This window comes from Bacillus sp. JUb11, from assembly GCF_024807925.1.
In the GTDB taxonomy this organism is placed as follows: domain Bacteria; phylum Bacillota; class Bacilli; order Bacillales; family Bacillaceae; genus Bacillus; species Bacillus altitudinis.
The window spans coordinates 1-22811 of record NZ_JANUEZ010000015.1 but is presented as its reverse complement, the minus strand read 5'-3'; the positions used below and the strand labels follow the sequence as shown (position 1 = coordinate 22811).

The 22811-nt window shown below is 40.9% G+C and carries 29 protein-coding genes, 2 tRNA genes, 1 rRNA gene and 1 pseudogene; 19 read left to right on the top strand and 14 right to left on the bottom strand.

Annotated elements, in window-relative coordinates:
- Window positions 1-112: 112 nt before the first annotated feature.
- Window positions 113-1006 carry an alpha/beta fold hydrolase gene (locus M2369_RS19095; protein WP_041507605.1) on the bottom strand — a complete coding sequence of 298 codons (894 nt, stop codon included), beginning with the start codon at window positions 1004-1006 and terminating at the stop codon, window positions 113-115.
- Between the two features lie 56 nt (window positions 1007-1062).
- On the bottom strand, window positions 1063-1515 hold the full coding sequence (locus M2369_RS19090) for a MarR family winged helix-turn-helix transcriptional regulator (RefSeq protein WP_061418093.1): 453 nt from the start codon (window positions 1513-1515) through the stop codon (window positions 1063-1065).
- A 375-nt stretch (window positions 1516-1890) separates the two neighbouring features.
- Here M2369_RS19090 and M2369_RS19085 point away from each other — a divergent pair, with 375 nt between their 5' ends.
- A complete protein-coding gene (locus M2369_RS19085) occupies window positions 1891-2496 on the top strand; it encodes a TetR/AcrR family transcriptional regulator (RefSeq protein WP_007496429.1) in 606 nt (201 codons plus the stop codon).
- A gap of 31 nt (window positions 2497-2527) precedes the next feature.
- The gene (locus M2369_RS19080) at window positions 2528-3730 is read left to right on the top strand and encodes an MFS transporter (RefSeq protein WP_249855919.1); all 1203 of its coding nucleotides are present in this window, start codon (window positions 2528-2530) and stop codon (window positions 3728-3730) included.
- A 34-nt stretch (window positions 3731-3764) separates the two neighbouring features.
- Here the strand turns inward: M2369_RS19080 and M2369_RS19075 are convergent, their stop codons facing one another.
- Window positions 3765-4181: a hypothetical protein gene (locus tag M2369_RS19075; RefSeq protein ID WP_259255628.1), complete on the bottom strand. Its 417-nt coding sequence runs from the start codon at window positions 4179-4181 to the stop codon at window positions 3765-3767.
- Window positions 4178-4618: a LytTR family DNA-binding domain-containing protein gene (locus M2369_RS19070; protein ID WP_024719172.1), complete on the bottom strand. Its 441-nt coding sequence runs from the start codon at window positions 4616-4618 to the stop codon at window positions 4178-4180. Before M2369_RS19070 ends, M2369_RS19075 begins: the two co-directional genes overlap by 4 nt.
- 161 nt (window positions 4619-4779) lie before the next feature.
- Here M2369_RS19070 and M2369_RS19065 point away from each other — a divergent pair, with 161 nt between their 5' ends.
- Window positions 4780-5568, top strand: a complete 789-nt coding sequence (locus M2369_RS19065) for a GNAT family N-acetyltransferase (protein WP_061418104.1) — start codon at window positions 4780-4782, stop codon at window positions 5566-5568.
- Here the strand turns inward: M2369_RS19065 and M2369_RS19060 are convergent.
- On the bottom strand, window positions 5560-6033 hold the full coding sequence (locus M2369_RS19060) for a GNAT family N-acetyltransferase (RefSeq protein ID WP_008346715.1): 474 nt from the start codon (window positions 6031-6033) through the stop codon (window positions 5560-5562). The genes M2369_RS19065 and M2369_RS19060 overlap by 9 nt on opposite strands.
- Before the next feature lie 51 nt (window positions 6034-6084).
- Here M2369_RS19060 and M2369_RS19055 point away from each other — a divergent pair, with 51 nt between their 5' ends.
- Window positions 6085-6354 carry a YesK-like family protein gene (locus M2369_RS19055; RefSeq protein ID WP_168948738.1) on the top strand — a complete coding sequence of 90 codons (270 nt, stop codon included), beginning with the start codon at window positions 6085-6087 and terminating at the stop codon, window positions 6352-6354.
- A 12-nt stretch (window positions 6355-6366) separates the two neighbouring features.
- Here M2369_RS19055 and M2369_RS19050 read toward each other — a convergent pair whose 3' ends face one another.
- From M2369_RS19050 to M2369_RS19040, 3 genes are all read right to left on the bottom strand, one after another.
- Window positions 6367-6891 (bottom strand): GNAT family N-acetyltransferase, encoded by a 525-nt coding sequence (locus tag M2369_RS19050; RefSeq protein WP_024719169.1) that lies wholly within the window; start codon window positions 6889-6891, stop codon window positions 6367-6369.
- Complete coding sequence (locus tag M2369_RS19045) at window positions 6888-7283, bottom strand: VOC family protein (RefSeq protein ID WP_061418110.1); 396 nt, start codon at window positions 7281-7283, stop codon at window positions 6888-6890. Before M2369_RS19045 ends, M2369_RS19050 begins: the two co-directional genes overlap by 4 nt.
- Window positions 7284-7351: 68 nt before the next feature.
- Complete coding sequence (locus tag M2369_RS19040) at window positions 7352-7975, bottom strand: GNAT family N-acetyltransferase (protein ID WP_259255627.1); 624 nt, start codon at window positions 7973-7975, stop codon at window positions 7352-7354.
- 150 nt (window positions 7976-8125) lie between these two features.
- Between M2369_RS19040 and M2369_RS19035 the strand changes: the two genes are divergently transcribed.
- The 6 genes from M2369_RS19035 (at window position 8126) to M2369_RS19010 (ending at window position 12200) form a co-directional block, all read left to right on the top strand.
- Window positions 8126-8677, top strand: a complete 552-nt coding sequence (locus M2369_RS19035; protein ID WP_024719167.1) for a TetR/AcrR family transcriptional regulator — start codon at window positions 8126-8128, stop codon at window positions 8675-8677.
- 115 nt (window positions 8678-8792) lie between these two features.
- Window positions 8793-9296, top strand: coding sequence for a dihydrofolate reductase family protein (locus tag M2369_RS19030; RefSeq protein WP_061420843.1), 504 nt, complete (start codon window positions 8793-8795; stop codon window positions 9294-9296).
- A gap of 109 nt (window positions 9297-9405) precedes the next feature.
- Window positions 9406-9879, top strand: coding sequence for a MarR family winged helix-turn-helix transcriptional regulator (locus M2369_RS19025; protein ID WP_007496406.1), 474 nt, complete (start codon window positions 9406-9408; stop codon window positions 9877-9879).
- The gene (locus M2369_RS19020) at window positions 9863-10486 is read left to right on the top strand and encodes a nitroreductase family protein (RefSeq protein ID WP_039170198.1); all 624 of its coding nucleotides are present in this window, start codon (window positions 9863-9865) and stop codon (window positions 10484-10486) included. Before M2369_RS19025 ends, M2369_RS19020 begins: the two co-directional genes overlap by 17 nt.
- Window positions 10487-10503: 17 nt before the next feature.
- On the top strand, window positions 10504-11556 hold the full coding sequence (locus M2369_RS19015; RefSeq protein WP_163116489.1) for an LLM class flavin-dependent oxidoreductase: 1053 nt from the start codon (window positions 10504-10506) through the stop codon (window positions 11554-11556).
- 350 nt (window positions 11557-11906) lie between these two features.
- A complete protein-coding gene (locus tag M2369_RS19010) occupies window positions 11907-12200 on the top strand; it encodes a hypothetical protein (RefSeq protein ID WP_058214391.1) in 294 nt (97 codons plus the stop codon).
- A gap of 45 nt (window positions 12201-12245) precedes the next feature.
- On the opposite strand, the gene M2369_RS19005 is transcribed toward M2369_RS19010, so the two are convergent.
- A complete protein-coding gene (locus tag M2369_RS19005; protein WP_041507617.1) occupies window positions 12246-12800 on the bottom strand; it encodes a helix-turn-helix domain-containing protein in 555 nt (184 codons plus the stop codon).
- A gap of 111 nt (window positions 12801-12911) precedes the next feature.
- Between M2369_RS19005 and M2369_RS19000 the strand changes: the two genes are divergently transcribed.
- Entirely contained in the window at window positions 12912-13499 is a 588-nt protein-coding gene (locus M2369_RS19000) for a LysE family transporter (protein WP_259255626.1), read from the top strand.
- Between the two features lie 4 nt (window positions 13500-13503).
- On the opposite strand, the gene M2369_RS18995 is transcribed toward M2369_RS19000, so the two are convergent.
- Window positions 13504-14055 (bottom strand): GNAT family N-acetyltransferase, encoded by a 552-nt coding sequence (locus M2369_RS18995; protein ID WP_096881064.1) that lies wholly within the window; start codon window positions 14053-14055, stop codon window positions 13504-13506.
- Window positions 14056-14177: 122 nt separating this feature from the next.
- Window positions 14178-15071, bottom strand: a complete 894-nt coding sequence (locus M2369_RS18990; protein WP_160758202.1) for a LysR substrate-binding domain-containing protein — start codon at window positions 15069-15071, stop codon at window positions 14178-14180.
- A 198-nt stretch (window positions 15072-15269) separates the two neighbouring features.
- On the opposite strand from M2369_RS18990, the gene M2369_RS18985 reads away from it, so the two are divergent.
- From M2369_RS18985 to M2369_RS18975, 3 genes and pseudogenes are all read left to right on the top strand, one after another.
- Window positions 15270-16259, top strand: a complete 990-nt coding sequence (locus tag M2369_RS18985) for an aldo/keto reductase family protein (RefSeq protein ID WP_259255625.1) — start codon at window positions 15270-15272, stop codon at window positions 16257-16259.
- A gap of 154 nt (window positions 16260-16413) precedes the next feature.
- A complete protein-coding gene (locus M2369_RS18980; RefSeq protein WP_012009048.1) occupies window positions 16414-16599 on the top strand; it encodes a CsbD family protein in 186 nt (61 codons plus the stop codon).
- Window positions 16600-16747: 148 nt separating this feature from the next.
- Window positions 16748-17409: pseudogene (locus tag M2369_RS18975) on the top strand (O-methyltransferase).
- Between the two features lie 35 nt (window positions 17410-17444).
- On the opposite strand, the gene M2369_RS18970 reads toward M2369_RS18975, so the two are convergent.
- Together M2369_RS18970 and M2369_RS18965 are read right to left on the bottom strand one after the other, a co-directional pair.
- Window positions 17445-17765 carry an AzlD domain-containing protein gene (locus M2369_RS18970; protein ID WP_041092890.1) on the bottom strand — a complete coding sequence of 107 codons (321 nt, stop codon included), beginning with the start codon at window positions 17763-17765 and terminating at the stop codon, window positions 17445-17447.
- Window positions 17762-18487: an AzlC family ABC transporter permease gene (locus tag M2369_RS18965; protein ID WP_007496390.1), complete on the bottom strand. Its 726-nt coding sequence runs from the start codon at window positions 18485-18487 to the stop codon at window positions 17762-17764. Before M2369_RS18965 ends, M2369_RS18970 begins: the two co-directional genes overlap by 4 nt.
- 297 nt (window positions 18488-18784) lie before the next feature.
- Here M2369_RS18965 and M2369_RS18960 point away from each other — a divergent pair, with 297 nt between their 5' ends.
- Both M2369_RS18960 and M2369_RS18955 read left to right on the top strand, forming a co-directional pair.
- Window positions 18785-19660, top strand: a complete 876-nt coding sequence (locus M2369_RS18960; protein ID WP_144716604.1) for a DMT family transporter — start codon at window positions 18785-18787, stop codon at window positions 19658-19660.
- A 79-nt stretch (window positions 19661-19739) separates the two neighbouring features.
- Entirely contained in the window at window positions 19740-20759 is a 1020-nt protein-coding gene (locus M2369_RS18955) for a S66 family peptidase (protein WP_259255624.1), read from the top strand.
- Window positions 20760-20797: 38 nt separating this feature from the next.
- Here the strand turns inward: M2369_RS18955 and gltP are convergent, their stop codons facing one another.
- The gene (gene gltP / locus M2369_RS18950) at window positions 20798-22048 is read right to left on the bottom strand and encodes a glutamate-aspartate/proton symporter GltP (protein WP_024719154.1); all 1251 of its coding nucleotides are present in this window, start codon (window positions 22046-22048) and stop codon (window positions 20798-20800) included.
- Between the two features lie 369 nt (window positions 22049-22417).
- Between gltP and M2369_RS18945 the strand changes: the two genes are divergently transcribed.
- The 3 genes from M2369_RS18945 to M2369_RS18935 all read left to right on the top strand — a co-directional run.
- Window positions 22418-22494, top strand: a tRNA-Arg gene (locus tag M2369_RS18945).
- 15 nt (window positions 22495-22509) lie between these two features.
- Window positions 22510-22583, top strand: a tRNA-Gly gene (locus M2369_RS18940).
- A 134-nt stretch (window positions 22584-22717) separates the two neighbouring features.
- Window positions 22718-22811, top strand: a 16S ribosomal RNA gene (locus tag M2369_RS18935); the annotation flags it as partial.

The window sequence follows — 22811 nt, the reverse complement described above, 5'->3', positions numbered from 1 at the left end:
AGAAAAAACACCTCCATGTTTTATTTCGGATCACAACGATCCGTTTTCAAACTTGAAGGTGTTTTTTATTTGTCTCATCTTATGGGGTCAGTCCCTATCATTGGGTCTTTTTTTATATGTGTACCTGATGTTCAGCCCGTTTTTTTAAAGAGAGTAAAATGTCTCTCCAAACATCATCTATATCAGTAAGAAAATGTCCTGCTTGCTCGATATAGTGCGTTTTGGCGTTTGGAATGTTCGGAGCAATGCTTTCTATCTCTTCAAAAGGGGCCATCTGATCCTCTTTTCCATGCCAGACATCCACAGGGATTTGTATATCTTTCATATCGAATGCCCATGACCGCGACAGTAAATCTGGCTCATAAATACATTCATCAACCGATTGACGAGTGGCTTCGTATAAATGCATCATCATCAGCTCCAGTTGCTCATCGGTTTGAAGAAATTGCCGATCCGATGGATGTAAATGTTTGTTCCCTTTTTTCGTTAGTTTCTTGAATTTCTCTGGTTTTTTTTCAATTAGTTTTTTCTGAGCGCGATAACTTGCCTTTAAGAGCCAAGGCATTCTTTTACTGAGGAAAAAGGCAATCTTGTTCTCTTTTAGCATACTTTTAGGCGGTTTACCATCCTGAAATGGGGTGGTACTTGAGACGAGAGCAGCCGAAAGAATGCGATCTGGCAATTGATAGGCACAACCAGCAGCGAATGCCCCGCCTCCAGAGACACCAATCACTGAAAAATGGGAGATGTCAAGATGATCTGCCACTTCCTGTACGTCTTTTGCCCAGTCTAAAATGGTACGGTTAGGTTGCGGATCAGATAAACCAAAACCAGGTCTGTCTAAAGAAATGAGACGAATGCCAAGCTCTTTTGAGATTGGATCATCATCTAAAAACATCACTCTCGATCCAGGTGTCCCATGAAAAAAGAATACTGGGAATCCTTCAAGATCACCGTATTGAGACAAACCAATATGACGTCCATCTTGCAAATGAATCCTGTCCATTTGATCATCCCTTTCATCGTTTATCTAACTTACATATTCATGCATGAAACGCCGGGTTAAGGCGTTTCTTTCGCAATTTGATAGATTTTTTCGTAAAGCGATAATAATGTTTTTAGATCTTCTTTTGAAAGCTTGGCATAGTATTTTTGAATAAGATGCAGCTGAATTTTTTCAATATCTTTATGATAGTCATGGCCCTTTTGAGCAAAATCAACAATGATTTCTCTACGGTTATGTGGATTAATCTCTCTTTTCACATATCCAAGCTGTTCAAGCTTTGATATGAGCTGGCTAGCGGCACTAGATGAAATGGAGAAATAATCAGCTAGTTCATTGATTGTTCTCGTCTTCGACCGCAGCAATTCAAGGGTCAGTTCTTGTTTGCTTGTTAAATCTGCATACTCATTTTTCAAGAATCGTTGATACTCTTCTACATAGATAGAGCCTAGTGCGTTTGAGTACTCAATGATTTTTTTGCTGTAATGAATGATATCCTCATCCAATTGCATCACCTCTTTTCTCCTATATTATATGTGATCTTAATATTTAAGTGAAGTTAAATGTTAAGGAAAATTAAATAAAAGGAGGATAGACTAATGAGAAAATGACCTCTACCTCCATTTTCTCATCAACAATGGACAAAGAGTACTTCCTGTTATCCCTAAGCATTCATAACAGGTTATAAAAGAAAAACAAGTATACGTCCTTTTTGGTGATGGCATAAATGATCGTTTTGTTTGTTTTCACTTAGATTCACTCCTTAGGAAGTCGATGCCTTTTTCATTGTATTATGGGCGATCTCCATTTATAATAAAAAAATAAACCAACTGGTCGGTTTTATTTGTCCATGTGAAGAAAAGCAAGGTAGAAGGGATTGTTCATAGATGACAAGTACACAAAGCGGGGCTGGAAAAAGTGAAAAGACGAAGCAGAAGATTGTCACCGCTTCACGTGATTTATTTGCGAAAAAAGGATATTCCGAAACATCCGTGCGAGATATTCTAGAGGCGGCTGAGATTAGTAAAGGCAACCTCTATCATCATTTTAAAGGAAAAGAGTTTTTGTTCCTTCATATTATGGAAGAGGATCATCGATTCATGATGGAGACGTGGCATGAAGAGAAACAAACGCTGCACCGGGCCATTGATAAGCTCGCAGGGTTTGCAGAGCTGCTTAGTCAAATGGGGATTAACTATCCTTTAATGAGAGCAAGTGAAGAATTCTGTGCCAGTGCATTTACATCAGATGAAGTCATGGAGCGGCTGAACAAGATTGATGTAGACTTTGATGATGTAATGCGAGACATCCTGCTTGAAGGAAACGAAGATGGCAGCTGGTCGATTCAGCATGTTGAATCAAAAGTGAAAATATTACTTTCCGTATTCTATGGATTAGACGTGTTATATAAAAACGACACGATGCAGCAGAAAAAGGAATTACAAAAAGAGGCGATCTCATTGTTTATTCACGGAATCAACCATCATGAGTAACAAGTGAGTCAGTAAAGGGGAAACAAACATCATGCAAAAACCGATTCGTGAGCAAAAAGCCGTACTTGTTATTTTATTAAGTAATATATTTATTGCGTTTTTAGGTATCGGTCTTATTATACCTGTCATGCCGCTCTTTATGAATGTCATGCATTTAACGGGCAGTACGATGGGATATCTTGTGGCGGCGTTTGCCGTTGCACAGCTCATCGCATCACCTGTTGCAGGGAGATGGGTAGACCGCTATGGAAGAAAGATCATGATCGTGTCAGGCCTTTTTCTATTTGCGTTATCAGAACTCGTTTTTGGCTTAGGAACACACGTATATGTTCTGTATTTTGCAAGGGTTCTTGGCGGTATTAGTGCAGCATTTATCATGCCGGCTGTCACCGCTTATGTCGCCGATATCACGACTGTTCAAGAAAGATCAAAGGCAATGGGGTATGTATCCGCTGCTATTAGTACCGGATTTATCATCGGCCCGGGAATTGGCGGATTTATTGCAGAATATGGCGTTCGCCTGCCGTTTTTCTTTGCAGCAGGGATTGCATTTATTGCTGTGATTTCGTCTATGTTTATGCTGAAGGAACCATTAACAAAAGAAGAGCGAGAGAAACAAATGGATCAAGTGAAGGAATCGACCTTCTTTAAAGACTTGAAAAAATCGATTCATCCAAGCTATCTCATCGCCTTCATCATTGTGTTTGTGCTGGCGTTTGGACTATCTGCATATGAAACGGTCTTTAGCTTGTTTACAAATCACAAGTTTGGATTTGGTCCGAAAGATATTGCGATTATCATTACCGTCAGTTCAATTGTAGCCGTCATCATCCAAGTCCTCGTGTTTGGTAAAATGGTGAATGCGCTTGGGGAGAAACGAGTTATTCAACTATGCTTGATTGTTGGAGCAGTCCTCGCTTTGGTTTCCACAGTCGTGTCAGGCTTTATGGTTGTGCTGATCGTGACGTGTGTGATTTTCCTTGCGTTCGATTTATTGCGCCCTGCACTCACGACCTTCTTATCAAAAATCGCTGGCAATCAGCAAGGATTTGTCGCAGGGATGAACTCCACCTACACAAGCCTTGGTACGATTTTTGGCCCGGCACTTGGCGGCATATTATTCGATCAAAATATTCATTTCCCATTCCTGTTTGCAGGTGTTGTCTTATTTCTTGGATTAGGCTTAACCCTTATTTGGAAGGGGAAGGTGACAGAAGAGGCATCAGGAGAATAATAGAAAAGAGACCTTTCAAATAAGGTCTCTTTTTTTAAGGCTGCGGCTTCAGGTGATTCAGTGCCTGCGCCAGTTTTTGATTTTGTTGTTTTTTGTAAAACAGAAAGGCGATGATATGGCCTATTAATGTGAGAAAGGCTATACCGATAAAATAAGGCATGATCCATTCGAGCAGTGTAGTCGAATATAAAGCGACGGCTACTACTTGAAACCCTAAATTGACGACAGTGGAGATGAGAATGTTGATGGGTGCTGGAAAGGTAAAGTAGTTCCATAGTAAAGGATACATGACCCCAAAGACGATGCCTGCCAGAGTACCGATGGCAATGATGTGCCACACGTAATGAAAAGGGATAGAGGATGACCATTGAGTGATTGACAGGATGAGTGACAGCCATACGATAGAGACAAAAGCTGTTTGCATAAATTGATGTTTCAGTTCCTTGATCATTTGAATCGCTCCTTTATATATTTGGCGTAATGACGACTGACGGTGTAGCTGTTTTTCGAGATGGTTTCGACCTCTAAGCGAGCGTACGTACCAGCGACAAAGCTGTCGACTTGCGCTAAATTGAGAATGACTGCATTGTTGATACGATAGAAATGTTCACGCTCTAACGACTTCAGATCCTTCAGCCGTTTACTGAGAAAATACGTCGTACCCTGAGTCGTGATCACCTTTGACAGATGTCCAAGCGCAGAGATCGCTTCAATTTGTTCTAATGGTAAAAGAGACTGCCGATCATTTTTTGGATCTTTGACCGTTAGAGATGTACTAGTCTCCAGCATTGATGCCATCTTTTGTAAACGTTCTTGATTATGTGGATGGCTGATGACGTCTACTTCCGTCACATCCTTTTCTTGATTCCAGATCAAACGAAATTTCATCCATAAACCTCCTCTCATAATGAGCATAGCAATAGATGAAAGTGAATGCGATTGAATGTTGCTTTGATGCAGAAGAATTCTTTTTGTTGCAAAGATTCACCGCGTGTCTGCGGCTTTCCTTTATAATGAAAAGATACTCGTTTGTGAATGGAGGAATGATGTTGTATCTTGTAGATCAACAAAGGACAGGAGCGGTAAAAGAGGAAATTCGGCGGGTAGATCCTGCCTATCCAGTGTTCGTAGATGCGATACTCGATGGCGTGATACAAGGAGATTTATATGTGGATCACCGAGATCACCCGTGTGTCTATTTTGTAGGGACGACAACCGGCATTTATTATGTCGCAGGCAAGACAGATGCAGCACTTTCATTATGTTCAACGTTCATTGTGGATGTTTATAAAAAGCAGAAAAGAGAGAACAGACGGTTCACTTTGTTTTCAGCAAATCCAGCATCAGATGAGATGATGAAAAAATGCTTCGGTTCCCAACTGAATGAAATGCAAAGACATGCGTATTCTTATGACTTGACCTCTCCTGATCTGATTGTGCCTGATCAAGACGAAATGATCAAACGCACGAATGAACAAGTCATTGCCGCAAGCAAAGTATTTCCATCCAGCTATTATGAAGCATATTGGGGAGGAGTAGATCACTTTTTATCTAATGGCGTCGGAGTTGCCATCTTAAATGGTGAAGATGTGGTCAGTGAATGTATCTCTATTTTTTTAAGTGAAAAACGTGTGGAAATCGATATTTGGACAGATGAAGCCTGCCGTGGAAGAGGGTTGGCTTTGTTAGCAGCTCAGCAAATGATCAGCATCTGTGTTGAAAAAGGAAGGACACCGCATTGGGATTGCGATGTCCATCATGCAGCCTCGGCCAAATTGGCAGAGAAGCTAGGTTTTCAGTGGACAAAGACGTATCGTTTATTTTATGCCTCACGCTGAAAAGGTTTTGAGATACCAAGCATCCATGGCAGAATGCTCTGAGCCTTCAATCGGTGCAGGAAGAAGAGAGAAGTCATACCGTTGATAAAGACCAGTAGCGGCTGTTAATTCACTGCGGGTTTCTAAATAACAAGCATCGTAGTATGTAGCAGCATATTGCAGGGCCGTATCCATCAGTTTCTTGCCCGCACCTTTGCCTTGTGCTTTTGGGCTTAAATAAAGCTTTTGCAGCTCGCAAATGCCATCTGTGAAAGGGGCAATGCCAACGCCACCAACAATTTCACCATGCTCTTCGGCAATCCAATAGGCTGCATGAGTCAATGATTGATAGTATTCGAAAAGCTGATCAAGGTGTGGGTCTGTGTAGGCTGTACCTTCAATCGCAAGATTCGCTGATTCTAATGACTGGCGGATAATGGCCGCGATAAAAGGATTGTCCTGCTTTTGAATCGGTCTAATATTCATTGGAAAAACCTCCATTGTCATAGGATAAAAAAGAAAAGGAGTTGATGCGATATGTTCTGGCTGCAAACCGCTATTTTTACTGTCATTGTACTCTGTCTCTCGTGGTGGGCAGGAAAAAGACGCAGTCATCGCCATGCCGGGCTGATTGTTCCGATATGTATCACTTTGTTTGGATTGCTCTTATTGATCGGCAGTTTCTTCATTGGTAGATGGGAAGGGATGGCGCTCAGCATATCAAGCGTCTCTATCGTTCTCTCTTCTATCATTTGTGTGATCATCGTTACAGGGGTTCATTTGTTTAAAAAAGATGACCCATCGTAGGCTGGGACATCTTTATGATTTGATTCTATCGTATTCCTCACGAAGGATGCCCATCATGATGACATCCGAATAAGCACCGTTGAAATAGAGCGCTTGACGTCTTTTTCCTTCATATTGAAATCCGGCTTTCTCATAGCTTCGAAAGGCTCGTGGGTTATGGGAAAAAACTTCAAGCTCAAGCCGATTGAGTTCTAACGTCTCAAAGGCAAATGTTTGAACCATCCGAACAGCCTCAGTACCATACCCTTTGTGAAAATGCTCTGGACCATGCAGCGCAATGCGGAAACTTGCCGTATGGTTTATCGGATCAATATCCACAATCGCCGCATCCCCGATCATTTCTTTCGTGTCTAGCAGACAAATAGCAAAGTCTCGTCTACTGTCATCCAGCAGAAAACGGGTATAGGCTGAACGAATTTCTTCTAGTGTGAACGTTTTGCGTGTGCCAGTCATATAAAGTGTTTCTGCATGCTGGCATCCCCTATGAATACCAGGATAATCTTTTTCTTCAATCGGTCTCAAAAATAACCGAGTCATGATGGATCAGCCTCCTCTATATATCGGGAGATTTCAATTAAGTTCATATCAGGATCACGGATATAAATGGATTCAATCGGGCCTAATGCACCAGAACGTCTGACCGGACCTTCTTCAATTGGAACAACCTGCTTTCGAAGATGAAGCAATAAACTGTCTATATCTAAATCGGTGATAAAACACAAGTCAGCAGATCCAGGCTGGGGATGAGCAGCTTTTGGTTCAAATTCATGACCCACTTCATGAAGGTTGATCTTTTGTAAGCCAAAACGAAGGGCTTTACGGCCTTCTCCAAAAGTTTCTTCCTTCATTCCTAATACGTTTGTATAAAAGCGAATGGTTTCCTCCATATGTTGTACAGTCAACACGATATGATCAAGTCGTCGTATCATCAGTCTCTCCTCCAAGTATGATCATTGTCTGAACTGCTTCTATTATATCATCCCTTGAAGAAGATACCTTATTTGATCACGGTTTTATAACTCCAGCTTGCTAGCGACATGTCTTCTCCGTGCAGTACTCTCTCATCAAACTCCGTCCACCCATTTTTTCGATAGAAATGACGATTGGCCTCGTTGTGTGTAATCAGTGTGAACAGTCCGCCGCCTTGCCGGGCGATAAAGGGGAAAAGACATTGCTTTAACATACGGCTTCCAAGTTTTTTTCCTTGTTGGTCTTTTGCAACGACAAGAGCTTCTAAATACCAGTAAGGTTTCTTTAAGGAGGAACACGCTTTTTTTGCCTCCTTTAACATACGGAACACATGCTGAATCGCCGATATGCCACCAGTAAAGAGCAGCTTTAACCCACCAGATAACACATAATCCATGAGTCCTGGCTCAGGAAGACGGGGATGTTTTAACAGGGCGGCAGACACAATTTTCTCGTTCTCAACCCCGACCAAACAGATTTGATGCTGAAAATATACCTTTGTATTGACCAAATGCAACTGCCGGGCGAAAGCAGCACGCTTGGTAACCTTTTCGCATAATAAATCAAAAAATGAATAGTTCTGAAATGAATCATCTAACAACGCTGCCACTTGAGGCAGTTCATCCTCTCTAGCAAGTCTGAATTGAAACATATGATGGTCCTCCTTTTTTTGAACAGATATAGATTATTGAACATGTGTCTATTATAATAAGAGGAAAATAAACCGAACATCGGCAATGAATGATCTCTTGTTCATAAATAGACAGGTATAGCCAGATTGTTCAAAAATGGAGGGTGTTTGATGAAGGACAGACGAACAATCAAAACCAAAAAGGCGATACGAGAAAGCTTTCTTGAGCTTTTAAAGGAAAAAGATGTTCAACAAATTACAGTATCAGAGCTATCTAGAAGAGCGGATTTAGGAAGAGGGACCTTTTATTTGCACTACCAAGATGTGTTTGATTTGCATGAACAGCTTGAGAAGGAACTATTCGATCAGCTTGGCGGACTATACGATGAATCGTTTCCAAGCCAGGACCCGCTTGATATGCTGTCCTTTTTAAACAAAACAACTGAGTATTTAAAAGAAAAACAATTCATGATGACGTTATTTGTCAAACCGAATAGCCCAACGACGAATCAATTTAAATCGTTTTTTAAAGAAAAAATCATGAAAGAGTGGCAGCTTGATCAGCGGCAAATTACGGAGCATGAACAGATTGTGGCCTCATTTGTTGTGTCTGGTGTTGTTGGTGTACTGGAGGAATGGATTCATGAAGGAATGACAGTCGAAGCGGGGCAGCTTGCACACATCTTGTACAAACTTCTCATGAAGGTAGAACAGGAATCGTAAGAAACGAATGGATCATATATCATTTATCTATTCTTTCTGTTAAAATGGGAATATACGTTCTTATTTCAGGCGGGGAGTGGTGAGATTGAAAAGGAAATTACTATTTTATGGGGCAATGAGCATTGATGGATATTTAGCAAGGGATGATCACCGTTTAGATTGGCTCATAGGAACAGAGGGCGAAGAGGATACGAGATATGAGGAATTTTATGCTTCAGTCGATACGCTGATCATGGGACGGAACACATATGAACAGGTTCTAAAGCTCTCACCTGATGGGTTTCCTTATGAAGACAAGACATGTTATATCGTTTCTCGCACTTTACAAGACAGCCATACAGGAACCCGTATCATTCGTGAAGATGTTCTCTCATTTATCCACAACTTAAAAAATGAAAAAGGGCAGCATATCTGGATAGTAGGAGGCGGGGAACTGCTTCAAGCATTATTAAAAGAAAAATTAGTCGATGAGCTGTATCTCCAAATCGCACCTGTCATGATTGGAAAAGGAATCCCTCTTTTCCCTCCAACTGATCAGGAATCTAGATTTTCATTACAACAAGTGAATCAATACAAACAAATTGCTGAAATGCATTTTGTGTTAAAAGAAGACCACTAAATCAAAGGGGTCTTTTTTTTAATCAAACAAACACGTTGACAAGAAAATATCCTAGTGTTAGGATAAATTTATCCTAGTTTTAGGATTTATTGAAAAAGGAGTAGTTGCCATGGTGCAGCAAGATCAGGAATTAGACTTAAGGCTTTTCCGAGTGTGGATGAAAGCCTACCATGCCCTTTTTGCAAACATCCAAAAAGACATTGAACGTTATGATATCGGATTTGAAAACTTTCAAATTCTTGAATTACTGTATAGTAAGGGACCGCATCCCGTTCAAAAAATTAGTGAGATTCTATCCATTCCAAGTGGGAGCATCACCTATGTGGTCAACAAATTAGAAAAACAAGAATTAGTCAAAAGACAATGTGCACCTTCTGATAAACGTGTATTCCATGTATTACTGACAGATAAAGGGAAGCAGCTATTTGACGATATTTTTCCAAAACATACAGATGTCATTTCACAAAATCTGTCCTTTATCGAAACGGAGGAAAAAGAGCAGCTCATTGAATGGTTGAAAAAAATCGGTTTAGGTGCAAAACAACTTCACGAAAAGGGGAAACAAGATGACACACAGCTTTGATACATTGGTACGTGAAAGACGATCAGCATCAAATTTTTTGCCGAATATCTCGATTTCGAGAGAAGAGCTTAATAGTATCTTTGAAGAAGTGAAGCTGGCACCTTCAGCCTTTAATTTACAGCATACGCAATATGTCGTCGTCCAATCAGAAGCGCTTAAAGAGCAAGTAAGAGATGCTGCATTTGGACAATATAAGGTGCATTCCGCTTCAGCAGCGATCATTGTACTCGGCGATCCGAAAGCTTATGAGCAAGCAGGAAACATTTATGAAGGCCTAAAAATGCTCGGCATCTTAAATGCGCAACAATATGAGGAAATGGTCAGAGAGACGATGAGTTTTTATGTGCAGAGAGGATCAGACTTTCAGAAAGAAGAGGCGATTCGCAATGCTTCATTATCTGCCATGCTATTTATGCTTGCCGCCAAAAATAAGGGATGGGATACTTGCCCAATGATCGGCTTTGACCCCGAAGCAATGAAAAAGGTGTTAAACATCGAATCAGATTTGGTTCCTGTATTAATGATTACACTCGGAAAAGAAAAAGTAGAAAGCAGACAAGCGAGAGGCTACCGCAAGCCGGTCTCTGAATTTGTGACATATTTATAAGATAGGGGGTTCCATTCATGGAACTAGGAATTAGTACATTTGTAGAAACAACACCTGATTTTCAAACAGGAAAAACAGTCAGCCACGCACAGCGTATTCGTGAAGTAGTAGAAGAAATTATTTTAGCAGATCAAGTGGGTCTCGACGTTTTTGGTGTAGGAGAGCATCATCGTGAAGATTTTGCCGCATCAAATCCAGCAGTCGTATTAGCAGCTGCGGCAACGCAAACAAAGAATATTCGTCTGACAAGTGCCGTAACTGTTCTTTCATCGGCAGATCCTGTTCGTGTGTTTCAAGATTTTGCGACATTAGATGGCCTTTCTAACGGGCGTGCAGAGATCATGGCTGGCCGTGGATCATTTATTGAATCGTTCCCGCTTTTTGGCTATGACTTAGATGATTATGAAGAATTATTTGAAGAAAAACTAGATTTACTGTTGAAATTACAGCAGTCAGAGCATGTGACGTGGAGCGGTAAGCACCGTCCTTCCATTCAGGATGTCGGTGTATATCCAAGACCTGTTCAAGATCCGCTTCCCATCTGGATTGGCAGTGGAGGAAACAGAGAATCTGTCGTACGTGCTGGATTATTAGGATTGCCACTTGTCCTTGCCATTATTGGCGGCAGCCCTAGACAGTTCGCACCGCTAGTGCAGCTCTACAAGCAAGCTGCGATTCACGCTGGACATGATCCAGAGAAATTAACGGTGGCATCCCATTCACATGGATTTGTTGCGGAGGAAACAGAATTGGCAGCAGATCAATTCTTCCCTTCTACACAGCATGTCATGAATACATTAGCAAGAGAACGAGGATGGGGACCTTATACCCGTTCTACATTCGATGCAGCAAGAACATTAGAAGGTGCATTGTATGTAGGAGATCCAGATGCCGTGGCAGAGAAAGTGATACATCTGCGAAAAAATGTAGGCATTACGCGCTTCATGTTGCACGTACCGGTCGGTTCGATGCCGCATGATCAAGTGATGAAAGCTATTGAGTTATTTGGAAAAGAAGTGGCTCCTAAAGTAAGAGAAGAGGTTGCCCGCTGGGAAGCCGAGCAAGCATAACAAAAAAGTCGATCAAGTGAATAGGCTTGATCGACTTTTTCTTATGTTTAAGGCTCAGCGATACATGGTTTCACTGTAGGGCATGTGGATGCAGAAGCAAATGGTGTGGCCGTCAAGGTGAAGAGGAAAACAAGTTGAAAACAGATAAGCCATTTTTTCATGAAATCACCTCCGTTATCAATTGTTTCACTAGAACGAGGTGAGGATAAAAGCATAGAAGTATGTAACACCCTCTATCCAGCATAAGACAATCATATCATAATTTTCAAAAAAATGAAAAAATAACTTACGAAAGTTCTAAATTATGGTATGGTTAATATGTTCAACAAAAAAAGGGAGGGATTTTTTGTATGAAAAAGGTCATGACTTCTGTTTTGGTTGGAGCAATTGTTTTAACGGGTGCGGGTGTCACCGCTGTCCCGGTAGAAGCGAAGGGGAAAGTAAGCAGTGAAGTAACGGTACAAGCAAGTCGAACCGTCTCGGAAACGAGAACATATACGACGTCAAACATCCCATCAAGTATTACATATGCAAAGGATGGATGGGTCGGTATTCTCTATCAATCGTCAATTGAAGAGTTAGGTTTAGGAAAATATAGAGTTACCTTTACTGGAACGGTTGTACGCGATCCAGGATTTAATTAAATATAAAATGTAAAGCTGACAGGTGGACAAGCCTGTCAGCTTTTTTTAATGGGGATAATAAAGAATCATTTGCAGCCTGACCATTTGTTCTCCAATTTGTTTATATGTATGAGTTCGGTCTGCTTTAAAACGAATGGAGTCGCCGGCTTTTAAGCGATACTGTTCATCTCCAATGGATATATCAAGCGATCCCTCAAAAACGGTAATCAATTCCTCTGTCCCGCCAATGTGTTCATTTGCATGTAGCGACCCGCCAGGATCAATTTCTACTCGGTACACTTCAAATTTCCCTCGATCATCAAAAGGAAAAGTCGTATATACGCGATATCTCCCGTCATCTTCCGTTAAAATCTGTGCATCCTCATGGCGTACTACTTTGATTTCAGGCTGTGGTGCATGGATGAGCTCACTAAAAGATACCTTTAATCCGTTCGCGATTTTCCACAAAGTCGTGATGGTAGGGGTTGATTCTCCTCTTTCAATTTGTCCAATCATGGTTTTGCTGACACCAGTTAATTCTGCCATCTTTTCGAGGCTTAATTTCTTTTGGTCTCTAAGAAGCCTCACATTTTTAGAAATAATCGATTGTACATCTTCCATGAAAAAAACTCCTTTCTCTATTTACTTTATAAAGACCAAACGTTACAATAAAGCGTAACATACGCAATAAAGTAATTAAAGTCTTAATAACGTACAAGGGGGGCGGCAATTTTGATTCTTTCTATGTTGATCTATGCTTTTGTGAGTAGCTTTACCCCAGGGCCAAACAATATCATGGCCATGGTGTTTACGAATAAATATGGGGTTAAGCAAACATTTCGTTTTTGTTTAGGTGTGGGTATCGGATTTCTCGTTATTTTGTGTTTGAGTTGCTTTTTTAATATCATTCTCTATCAAGTGATGCCGAAAATAGGGTGGGTCATGGCGTTCATTGGAGCTGCATACATGATTTATTTAGCGGTCAAAATCATGAAAAGTAAAGGCGGGGATGACGAAACACTTGATCATTACAATCATTTTGTCCCTGGTATGATGCTGCAATTTATCAACCCAAAAGCGATTTTGTATGGATTGACCGTGATTTCAACATTTGTTTTGCCATATGGACAATCTAATATGCAGTATGTCATATGGACGCTGATTCTCGCACTTATTGGTTTTCTCGGTACATTCAGCTGGAGCCTATTTGGCTCTTTGTATAAGCGGTTTTTGACTGCTTACGAAAGACCGTTCCAGTATGTCATGGGGCTGCTTCTAATTTACAGTGCGGTTTCAATGGTATGGGGCTATGTCATGTAAGGTGTCAGAAGCTTGGCCGCTGCCTGCCCATCACAACAGTATTGTAATAAAGTCCATCTGCCAGACGTTTATCATTTTTTAATACCCCTTCAATCAGAAAGCCATGGTGCTCATATAAGCGAATGGCTTTTTGGTTCGTTTCCAGCACTTCAAGTGACATCTTCTGAATGCCTTGCTGATCTGCCCAGTCAATAGAAGCGGCTAAAAGCTCTTTGCCAATGTGATAGCCCCAAACATCCTTTTGAATGGCGACGCCAAAAGTCACTTTGTGAGCAAAGCGTTTGAGTGAATGTCCCTCACATCTTGAGAAGCCAACAATGTCTCCTTCAATATCAGCGACCAAAAATAAATGCCTGCTTTGTTTGGTATCCTCTTGAATCAACACCTCGAAATCTTTTTCATGAAGAAAGGCTTCGCCTGGTTCACGGTCTAAATATTCTGTTTCACCATCGATTTTCAGCCTGAGCGCTGATAACTGCTTGGCATCGCCAATTGCAGCAGACCGAATACGATAGGTCAAGTCACGAACAGTAAATATGTTTTCAGCGATAATCATAGAACACCAACCTTTCTTGTCGTTATGTCTATCATACCTGAAACGTGTACATAGCAGGTGAAAGCTTTTAAGCCTGTCTTATAAAACATTATTTTTTAATCCAGCAGGCTCTAGCTGGATTCTCATGATTTAGCCTGAGAACTTAAATAAGCTTCTCTCACAACTGTTAAAAAGTGCTCAGCGACGGTTGACGTTTCATCATGTCTCCATGAAACATATAAATTTACTCTTGGTGTCGTTTCTTGGATTTTTCTATAAACAACCCCTGAGCGTTTTACGCTTTCTACTGAGGATGGAACGACAGAGATTCCCATTCCTGCAGCAACTAAATTCACAATCGTATGCATTTGAATAGCTTCCTGAACTACGTTTAAACTTATGTTATTTTCCCAAAAGTAACTGATAATTAAATCGTAAAATGCAGCACCTAGATGACGCGGAAACATGATAAATGGTTCATTGGCTAATAAATGAATTGGAACTTTGGGAAATGAAGCTAAAGGATGGTTTTCTGGCAAAACCAAGCTTAAGGATTCCTCACAACAGATTTCTGAGGTAAGTATCTTATTATTTTGGTTAGAACGAATAAATCCTATTTGAATTTCTTTCTTATGTAGTGCTTTTAACTGCTGTTCTGTAGCCATTTCACATAAGACAAGATGAATGTTAGGGAAACTTTCTCGAAACCTTTTAATAATATCAATCACAATATCAGTAGAATCAACGAAACCGATCGTTAAATGCCCTATTTTTCCGTCATCTGCAAGTTGTGTTGCTTTAATCGTTCTATCTACTTGAAGGAGCGTACGGCGGGCTTCTTCTAAAAATACTCTCCCCGAATCTGAAAGTTCAACCTGTCTTCTCGTTCTATGAAAAAGCGTAACACCTAACTGTTCTTCTAATTTGCGAATTTCTTGACTTAATGGAGGCTGTGCCATTTTAAGACGTTCAGCTGCTCGGCTAAAATTTAGTTCTTCAGCAACCATTATAAAATACCGTATTTGTCTCAAATCCATCTTTAAGCCCCCAGTAAATTTCATACTTGCTTATTGTGTAAAATGATGAAGAAGGATTGTTATTAAACAGTTTTGCGCTTTTTAATGGAACTATTTTAATTATATAAAATATATATATATCTATCAGGATATATATATTATACATATTAATGGCCTCTTTTTATAATGAAAGTATTCTTTCAAAAGGGGGACATTGTTATGAAGTATAGTAAACTTGGAAATAGTGGATTAACAATTAGTAAACTTGCATACGGAAATTGGATTAATCATGGTGGTAAGATAAATGACGATACTGCCCATGATTGTGTGGAAGCTGCTCTTGATGTTGGTATTACGACGTTTGATACTGCTGATGTTTATTCAGACACCAAGGCTGAAGAGATACTAGGCAGGTCTTTAAAAGGGATCCGGCGTGAAAGCATTGAACTTTGTACAAAAGTATGTCATCCAACCGGTACTGGGAAAAACGATAGAGGATTATCACGCAAGCATATCATGGAAAACTGTCATGCCTCTTTGCGACGTTTACAAACGGATTATATTGATATTTACTATGCACACAGGTTTGATCCAACTACGCCTCTGGAAGAAACGATGTTAGCTTTTGCTGATCTAGTAAGACAGGGAAAAGTGAACTATATTGGTGTAAGTGAGTGGACAGCAGAACAAATTACTCGAGGGGCAGTGCTTGCCCGAGAGCTAAATGTTCCTCTAATCGCCAGCCAACCTCAATACTCCATGTTATGGAGAATCATTGAAAGTGATGTAATACCGACCTGCCAGCGTGAAGGACTTGGGCAGGTCGTATGGTCGCCTTTGGCCCAGGGAATCCTTACTGGAAAGTATCTCCCTGGAAAATCACTTCCGACTAATTCACGTGCTAACTCAACTGCTGGAAAACCTTTTTTTAAAAACCTTGCTCAACGCTGGATGAATAATAACACCTTAGAGGCGATCCAAAAGCTTATGCTTGTCGCACAAGAGGTTGATCTTACTCTCGCTCAGCTTGCGATAGCATGGGTACTGCAAAATCAGAACGTTTCTGCAGCAATTATCGGTGCTTCTATTCCAGAACAGGTGAGGGAGAATGCTTTAGCATCTGAGGTGAAAATTGAAGCTGAATTGATGAATCAAATTGATGAAATTCTAGGTGATCTGGTCGAGTACGATCAGAGTAAAACAGGTTAAAGCTTTTAAGTCTATCTTATAGATCATTATTCTTTAATCCAGCCGACCTTGGCTGGATTTTCTTGTTGCTGTAGTTTCATGGGATCGCACACTCAGATGTTTTGTATTTGTCAAAAAGGCTAAATGAATAGTATCAAATGTGGAGGTGGAACAAATGAGTGAAGAAAAAGGACATATGGATAAAGCAAAAGGAAAAACGAATCAAGCCAAAGGTCAATTGAAAGAGAAGCTTGGCGAAGCAACAGATCATCAAAAACTGAAGTCAGAAGGGAAAAAGGATCAAGCCAAAGGAAAGCTTCAAGATAAAAAAGGGGATTTGAAAAATCACCTGAACGAGTAAATTCGAATACAGGACACTGCTTCATGTCTCCCTCATGACATGTCTTTCATCAATAAAATGAATAGATGTGTGAAAAGAATTGATTATACGCGCTCACTATCATCATGTAGACTTATAACAGAAGACATGATCAAGGGAGATGGATGAAATGAAGCAAGTATGGGGGAAAGTTGACGAGTATATCAAAGACAAATTGATGGCCAAAGATGACGTATTGGAGCAAACTCTTATCAAGAATAAGCAAGCCGGGTTACCAGAAATAGATGTGTCGCCGGCCCAAGGAAAACTGCTTTATTTGTTAGCAAAAACCAGGGGTGCAAAGCGCATTTTAGAAATCGGTACACTTGGCGGTTATAGTACCATTGGCTTGCCCGTGCACTTGAATCGGATGGAGAACTCATGACATTAGAGGCTGTCAGTCATCATGCAGAAACCGCACAGCAAAACATAGACAGAGCAGGCCTAGCAGAACGTGTCACCATTTTACAAGGAAAAGCGTTAGATACTTTATCTCAGTTAAAAGAGCAGGATACGCTTCCGTTCGATTTGATTTTCATTGATGCAGACAAACCAAACAACCCGCAATATTTGAAGTGGGCGTTACATTTCTCAAAAAAGGGAACAGTCATTATTGCAGACAATGTGGTCAGAAATGGGGCAGTTCTCCATGCCTCTGATCAAGATGAGCGAGTGAAGGGAACGCGTGAATTTTTCAATTTACTCAAACAAGAGTCGAGAATAGAAGCAACCGCTATTCAAACTGTTGGCGAAAAAGGCTATGACGGCTTTATATACGGTATCGTAAAATGAAAAAAGCTTAACCGCATCCGGTTAAGCTTTTTCTATTAGAAAAACCATCTAGCTGTGCCCATCAGCATGACGCCTACTAGAACGGTGAGGGACAAGCTTTTTGTCCAAATAGCGATTAACACAGTTGGAACCAAGACAGCAAGGTACATCCAGTGAATGGTGACGCCTGCTGTAGTATGTATGAAAAGATGCTCTGCAATCAAAGCGGTAAATATACAAATAGGGATAAACGATAACCATTTGAGCACCACTTCTGGCATCTGGATACTCCTTACAAATAAAAATGGAACGACTCTTGGGATGATAGTCACAATCATACAGCCAAGAATGAGCCATAACATAAAACTACTAATCATTTATCTGTCACCACCCCAATAGTGGCAACAAGCACAGTTGCCAACAAAACAGCCACGTGTGAAGGAACAAAATGAAGCAGCACAAACATCGCAACAAACATATATAAAACAAGTGACAAGCGATGGGTTAGCTTATTTTTTGGCACCGTCTGTAAAGAAAGAATGAGCAGCGCAGCAAACATCGCGGATAGGGCAAAATCAAGACCAAGCGCCTCTGGATTTGAAATCCAGTGTCCGAATATTCCGCCAAGTGTACATGCAGCAATCCAGCATAAATAAGCTGTAATATTCAGTCCATGCATCCATCTGTTATTCAATTTTCCTTGCTGTGCTAATTTATTCATCGCTACGCCAAAGGATTCATCAGTAAGCAGAAGACCAAACCCGATGTTCTGCTTTACAGAGTAGCGTGTAAAATGGGGGGCAAGCGTAAGGCTGAGTAACAAATGCCGTAAATTGACAATGAACGTGGTGAAAATAATAGCGGAAAGGGGGCTTCCTGTCACAAGTAATGCACAGATGATAAACTGTGAAGCGCCAGCATAAATAAAGATAGAGAGCAGCGCGATTTCCCATATACTTAACTGCGAACTAATGCCAACAATTCCAAAGGCAAACCCAATGCTCATATAACCAAGCAAGGTTGGCACACAATCTTTTATTCCCTCAAGAAACGGTTCGTTTCCGGCAGTGGGAATGTGTTTCCTAGCTTCAACATCCAAAGACCTCTACTCCTTTTCTGTGTAAACATCAATTGTTTTACTTACTATAAGAAAACGAATTCATCATGTCAATCCTATTGAACTTCTATTATATGAAGAAACATGGGTGATAAAAAAGGATTGAAGTGAACCAGATTTTGTTATAAAGTAATCAGAAAATAAAAACAATTGGGGTGACTGATATGCAATGGAAGCCTTTATTTGAACATGATGTACCAAATCACCTCCGTCCATAACGGAGAGTGATCTCCGTTTATGGATATCGCAGTGAATATATCCAGTAACGGAGGGGAAAAAATGAATGAAAAATATATAGGAGCCCTTTACTTAGCGTTAGCTGCTAGTATTTGGGGCGGTATGTATGTAGTGGTCAAAGTAACAGTTGCGGTGGTCCCGCCACTTGAGCTCGTCTGGATGAGATATGCAATAGCTGGAGTCGTTCTTGTGTTCACGATTTGGCGTTTGGGCTACTCTTTTCGGTTAGATAAACAGGATATCCCGCTGATTGTGGCGATTGGATTGATTGGCAACTTTCTCTCGATCGTGACCCAAGAAATTGGCACAATGTATACGTCTGCACAAATGGGTGCCGTCATCACATCGGCCACACCTGCTTTTATGGTGCTTTTCGCTTTCTTTCTATTAAAAGAATCTTTCACAATGAGAAAGTGTGTCTCCATTCTGCTTGCTACAGTAGGTGTACTGATGATGATTGGGCCTGTCGCTGTTCAAACGGATGAGTTTGTTGGCGGTCTTTCACTGGTTATTGCTGCATTAACATGGGCGCTCATGTCTGTTCTTTTGAAACGAGTTCCAGGAAAGTATCCTCAAGTAGTGACGACAACATATGCGATCATTGTGGCCTTTATCGTATTAACACCACCTGTCTTGTTTCGTTTGCCTCATCTTGATGTGCAGCAAATGGCAAGACCGGAAATATGGGGCGGCATTCTGTATCTAGGTATCATCTCAACGGCCCTTGCTTTCTTTTTGTGGAATAGAGGGCTTCAACTGATGGACGCTTCAAGCGGTGGTCTGTTTTTCTTCTTTCAACCAATCGTTGGCACGGTCCTTGGATGGATGCTTCTAGGTGAAGAGATGGGCTTACGTTCGTTTGTTGGGATTTTGTGTATTTTCGCAGGTGTATATACTGTCCTGCGTCAGAGAGAGTAAGACGAGATTCCCCTTGGAGAAGGGGAATTTTCTTTACAATGAATAGATGAGAGATTCATAGAAGGTGGAGGTGAGCAGGGTGATCCAGTATCCGCATTTGAAAAAGGGACAAACAATTGGTGTGACAGCACCTTCCTCAGGTGTGCAGCCCTCTTTGCATGAGATGTTTCAACTGTCTTGCGATCGGATGAAAAAAAGAGGCTATGAAGTCATATGTGGAGAGACAGTATGGCAGCAGGAAAAAGCGAAATCTGCCCCTGCAATCATACGAGCAAATGAGTTACAGCGGATGATGACTTGTCATGAGATTGACCACATCATCCCGCCATGGGGCGGACAGCTGCTTATTGAAGTGTTAGAGCATCTTGATTTCTCAGTGATGCAAAAAAAGTGGATTCTTGGTTACTCAGATACAAGTCTCCTTCTATTAGCTTTGACATTAAACACAGGCATTGCGACAGCGCATGGACCGAATCTGGTGGATCTTCAGGGGGAAGAGCTTGATCAGGTGACGGCTATGTGGGAACAAATACTTTCCACTCCAGAGAAAAAGGACGTTACTCAATTTTCTTCTGATATGTATCAAAAGGAATGGCAGTATGACCATACAAGCATTCATGTCTTTCATTTAACCGAGCCAACCGCATGGCGTACTGTTGATCACTTAGAGACGACGATGAAGGGAAGACTGATGGGTGGCTGTATTGATGTGATCCGGCACTTAGCTGGCACGCCTTTTGGAGATGTCAAAGCTTTTCAAGAAACATACCTGAAAGGTGAACCCATTCTATGGTATTTTGAAAACTGTGAATTAAATGCTGCGAGCATGAAGAGGTCTCTTGTTCAATTAAAACTAGCAGGCTGGTTTGATCATTGCTCTGGCATCATGTTTGGCAGGAGTGCAGTGGACACTCCTGTGGAAGGATATGAATATACGGATCTATATGAAGAATTGCATAAAGAATTACACATACCGATTGTTTACGATATTGATTGTGGACACGTACCTCCGCAAATGACCCTCATTAACGGAGCATATGCGGAGGTGCAGTTGCAACAAGAAGGTAAAGCCGTGCTGAAGCAGACATTTTTGCCATAAAAAAAGGAAAGGGCGATCCCTTTCCTTCATAAAAAACATTACATTCCTTTTGTTTCTTCACCTGCTTTTGGAACTTCCCATGCAGACTCTCGGAATACTTTTTCCCATTTAGAAACGACAATACAGGCAACCGCATGTCCAGGAACATTCACGCCTGTTCGAGCCATATCCATAATCCGGTCAACCCCGGCGATAATAGCGACACCTTCTGCTGGCAGACCTACTGCATGAGCTGTTGCCAAAAGAACGACAAGTGAGCCAGACGGGACAGCTGCAATGCCTTTACTTGTTAAAACAAGGACAAGCATCATGAGGAGCTGCTGTGATAAACTCATATCGACACCAAACGCTTGTGCAAGAAACACACAGGAAACCGATAAATATAAACTTGAACCATCGCAATTAAGAGAAAGACCTGACGGGATGACGAAGGAAACGATTCTTTTTGGACAGCCGTATTTCTCCATCCGTGACATGAGCTGTGGAAGAACAGTTTCTGTACTTGTAGTAGAAAAGGCAACCAAAAACAAATCCCAAATCATTTTCAACACTTCGAAGTAGTTAAAACGGAAGATCAGTGCGACAAGAGGGAACAAAACAAATAGAATAATAAACAATCCTAAGAAGACAGTGCCAACAAGTTTCATCATAGGAATGAGTAAAACAATGCCGTATTGTCCAACAGAAGCTGCCATTAATGCTAAAACTCCAATAGGAGCTGTCACCATGACCATTTGTGTGAGCTTAAACATAATTTGTGCTACTGATTCAAAGAAGGTAAGGACAGGAGCAGAAGCTTTCCCAATACCGCTTGCGGCTACACCGAATAAAATAGCGAAGAAAATCACTGCTAGTAAATCATTCTGAGCCATGACATCGATGATATTGGTTGGAATGATGTCTAAAACCATCTGTTTAAAATCGACGACCTTTTGAGTATAACCATCGAGTTCCCCAATATCTTTCTTAGCTAATTGAGAGAAATCGAGTCCAACGCCTGGCTTTAACACGTTGGCCAATAAAAGCCCGATTCCAAGAACGATGGTCGTAATGACTTCAAACCAAATGATTGTCTTTAATCCGAGACTGCCCATTTTCTTCATTCCACCGCTGCCAGCTGCGCCGATGACAATCGTAGAGAAAACAATAGGGACTACAATCATTTTAATCAATCGGATAAAGCCATCCCCAATGGGCCGCAGTGCCATTCCGAAATCAGGGAAGAAGTGGCCGATAAGAGCTCCTATCACCAAAGCGATCATGATTTGAAAAGCGACAAACTTTTTCATCATCTCCTACCTCCTTTAAATGCATGGAAAATATTAAGAATTTTCCAATAAATAAAAATTCTAGGTGACCATGTTTTGTCCTCCTTTGGATTTAGAAAGATTTTATTTAAGAATCATTAGAATTATGAAGAAAGAAATGAAAATAGGGCGATTGAAACTCTATTTATCTAACAAAAGAGCACTTCTTAAAAAACATTAAACTTTTTTAGAAAAATGTATTGACCCTTTTGTATGATCCATGGTATATTTTTATTCGTCGCTGATGACGCATCTGAAACACTGATGCTCAGACAGATACGACAAACAAACTTTAAAAAGATGTTGACTTAATAAAAACGATATGTTAAGATAATTAAGTCGCCTGATTAAGCGCCCGTAGCTCAATTGGATAGAGCGTTTGACTACGGATCAAAAGGTTAGGGGTTCGACTCCTCTCGGGCGCGCCAATAACATTTAACCACGCGGGTGTAGTTTAGTGGTAAAACCTCAGCCTTCCAAGCTGATGTCGTGAGTTCGATTCTCATCACCCGCTCCATTTTAAAAAAATGATCTTTGAAAACTAAACAAGACAAAACGTACCTGTTAATTCGAATTTTTATAAAAAATCCTATGATACATCATAGGTAGTCAGTCAAACGCTGACGAAAAACAAAACTTCGGTTTTGTATTTTTTCGGAGAGTTTGATCCTGGCTCAGGACGAACGCTGGCGGCGTGCCTAATACATGCAAGTCGAGCGGACAGAAGGGAGCTTGCTCCCGGATG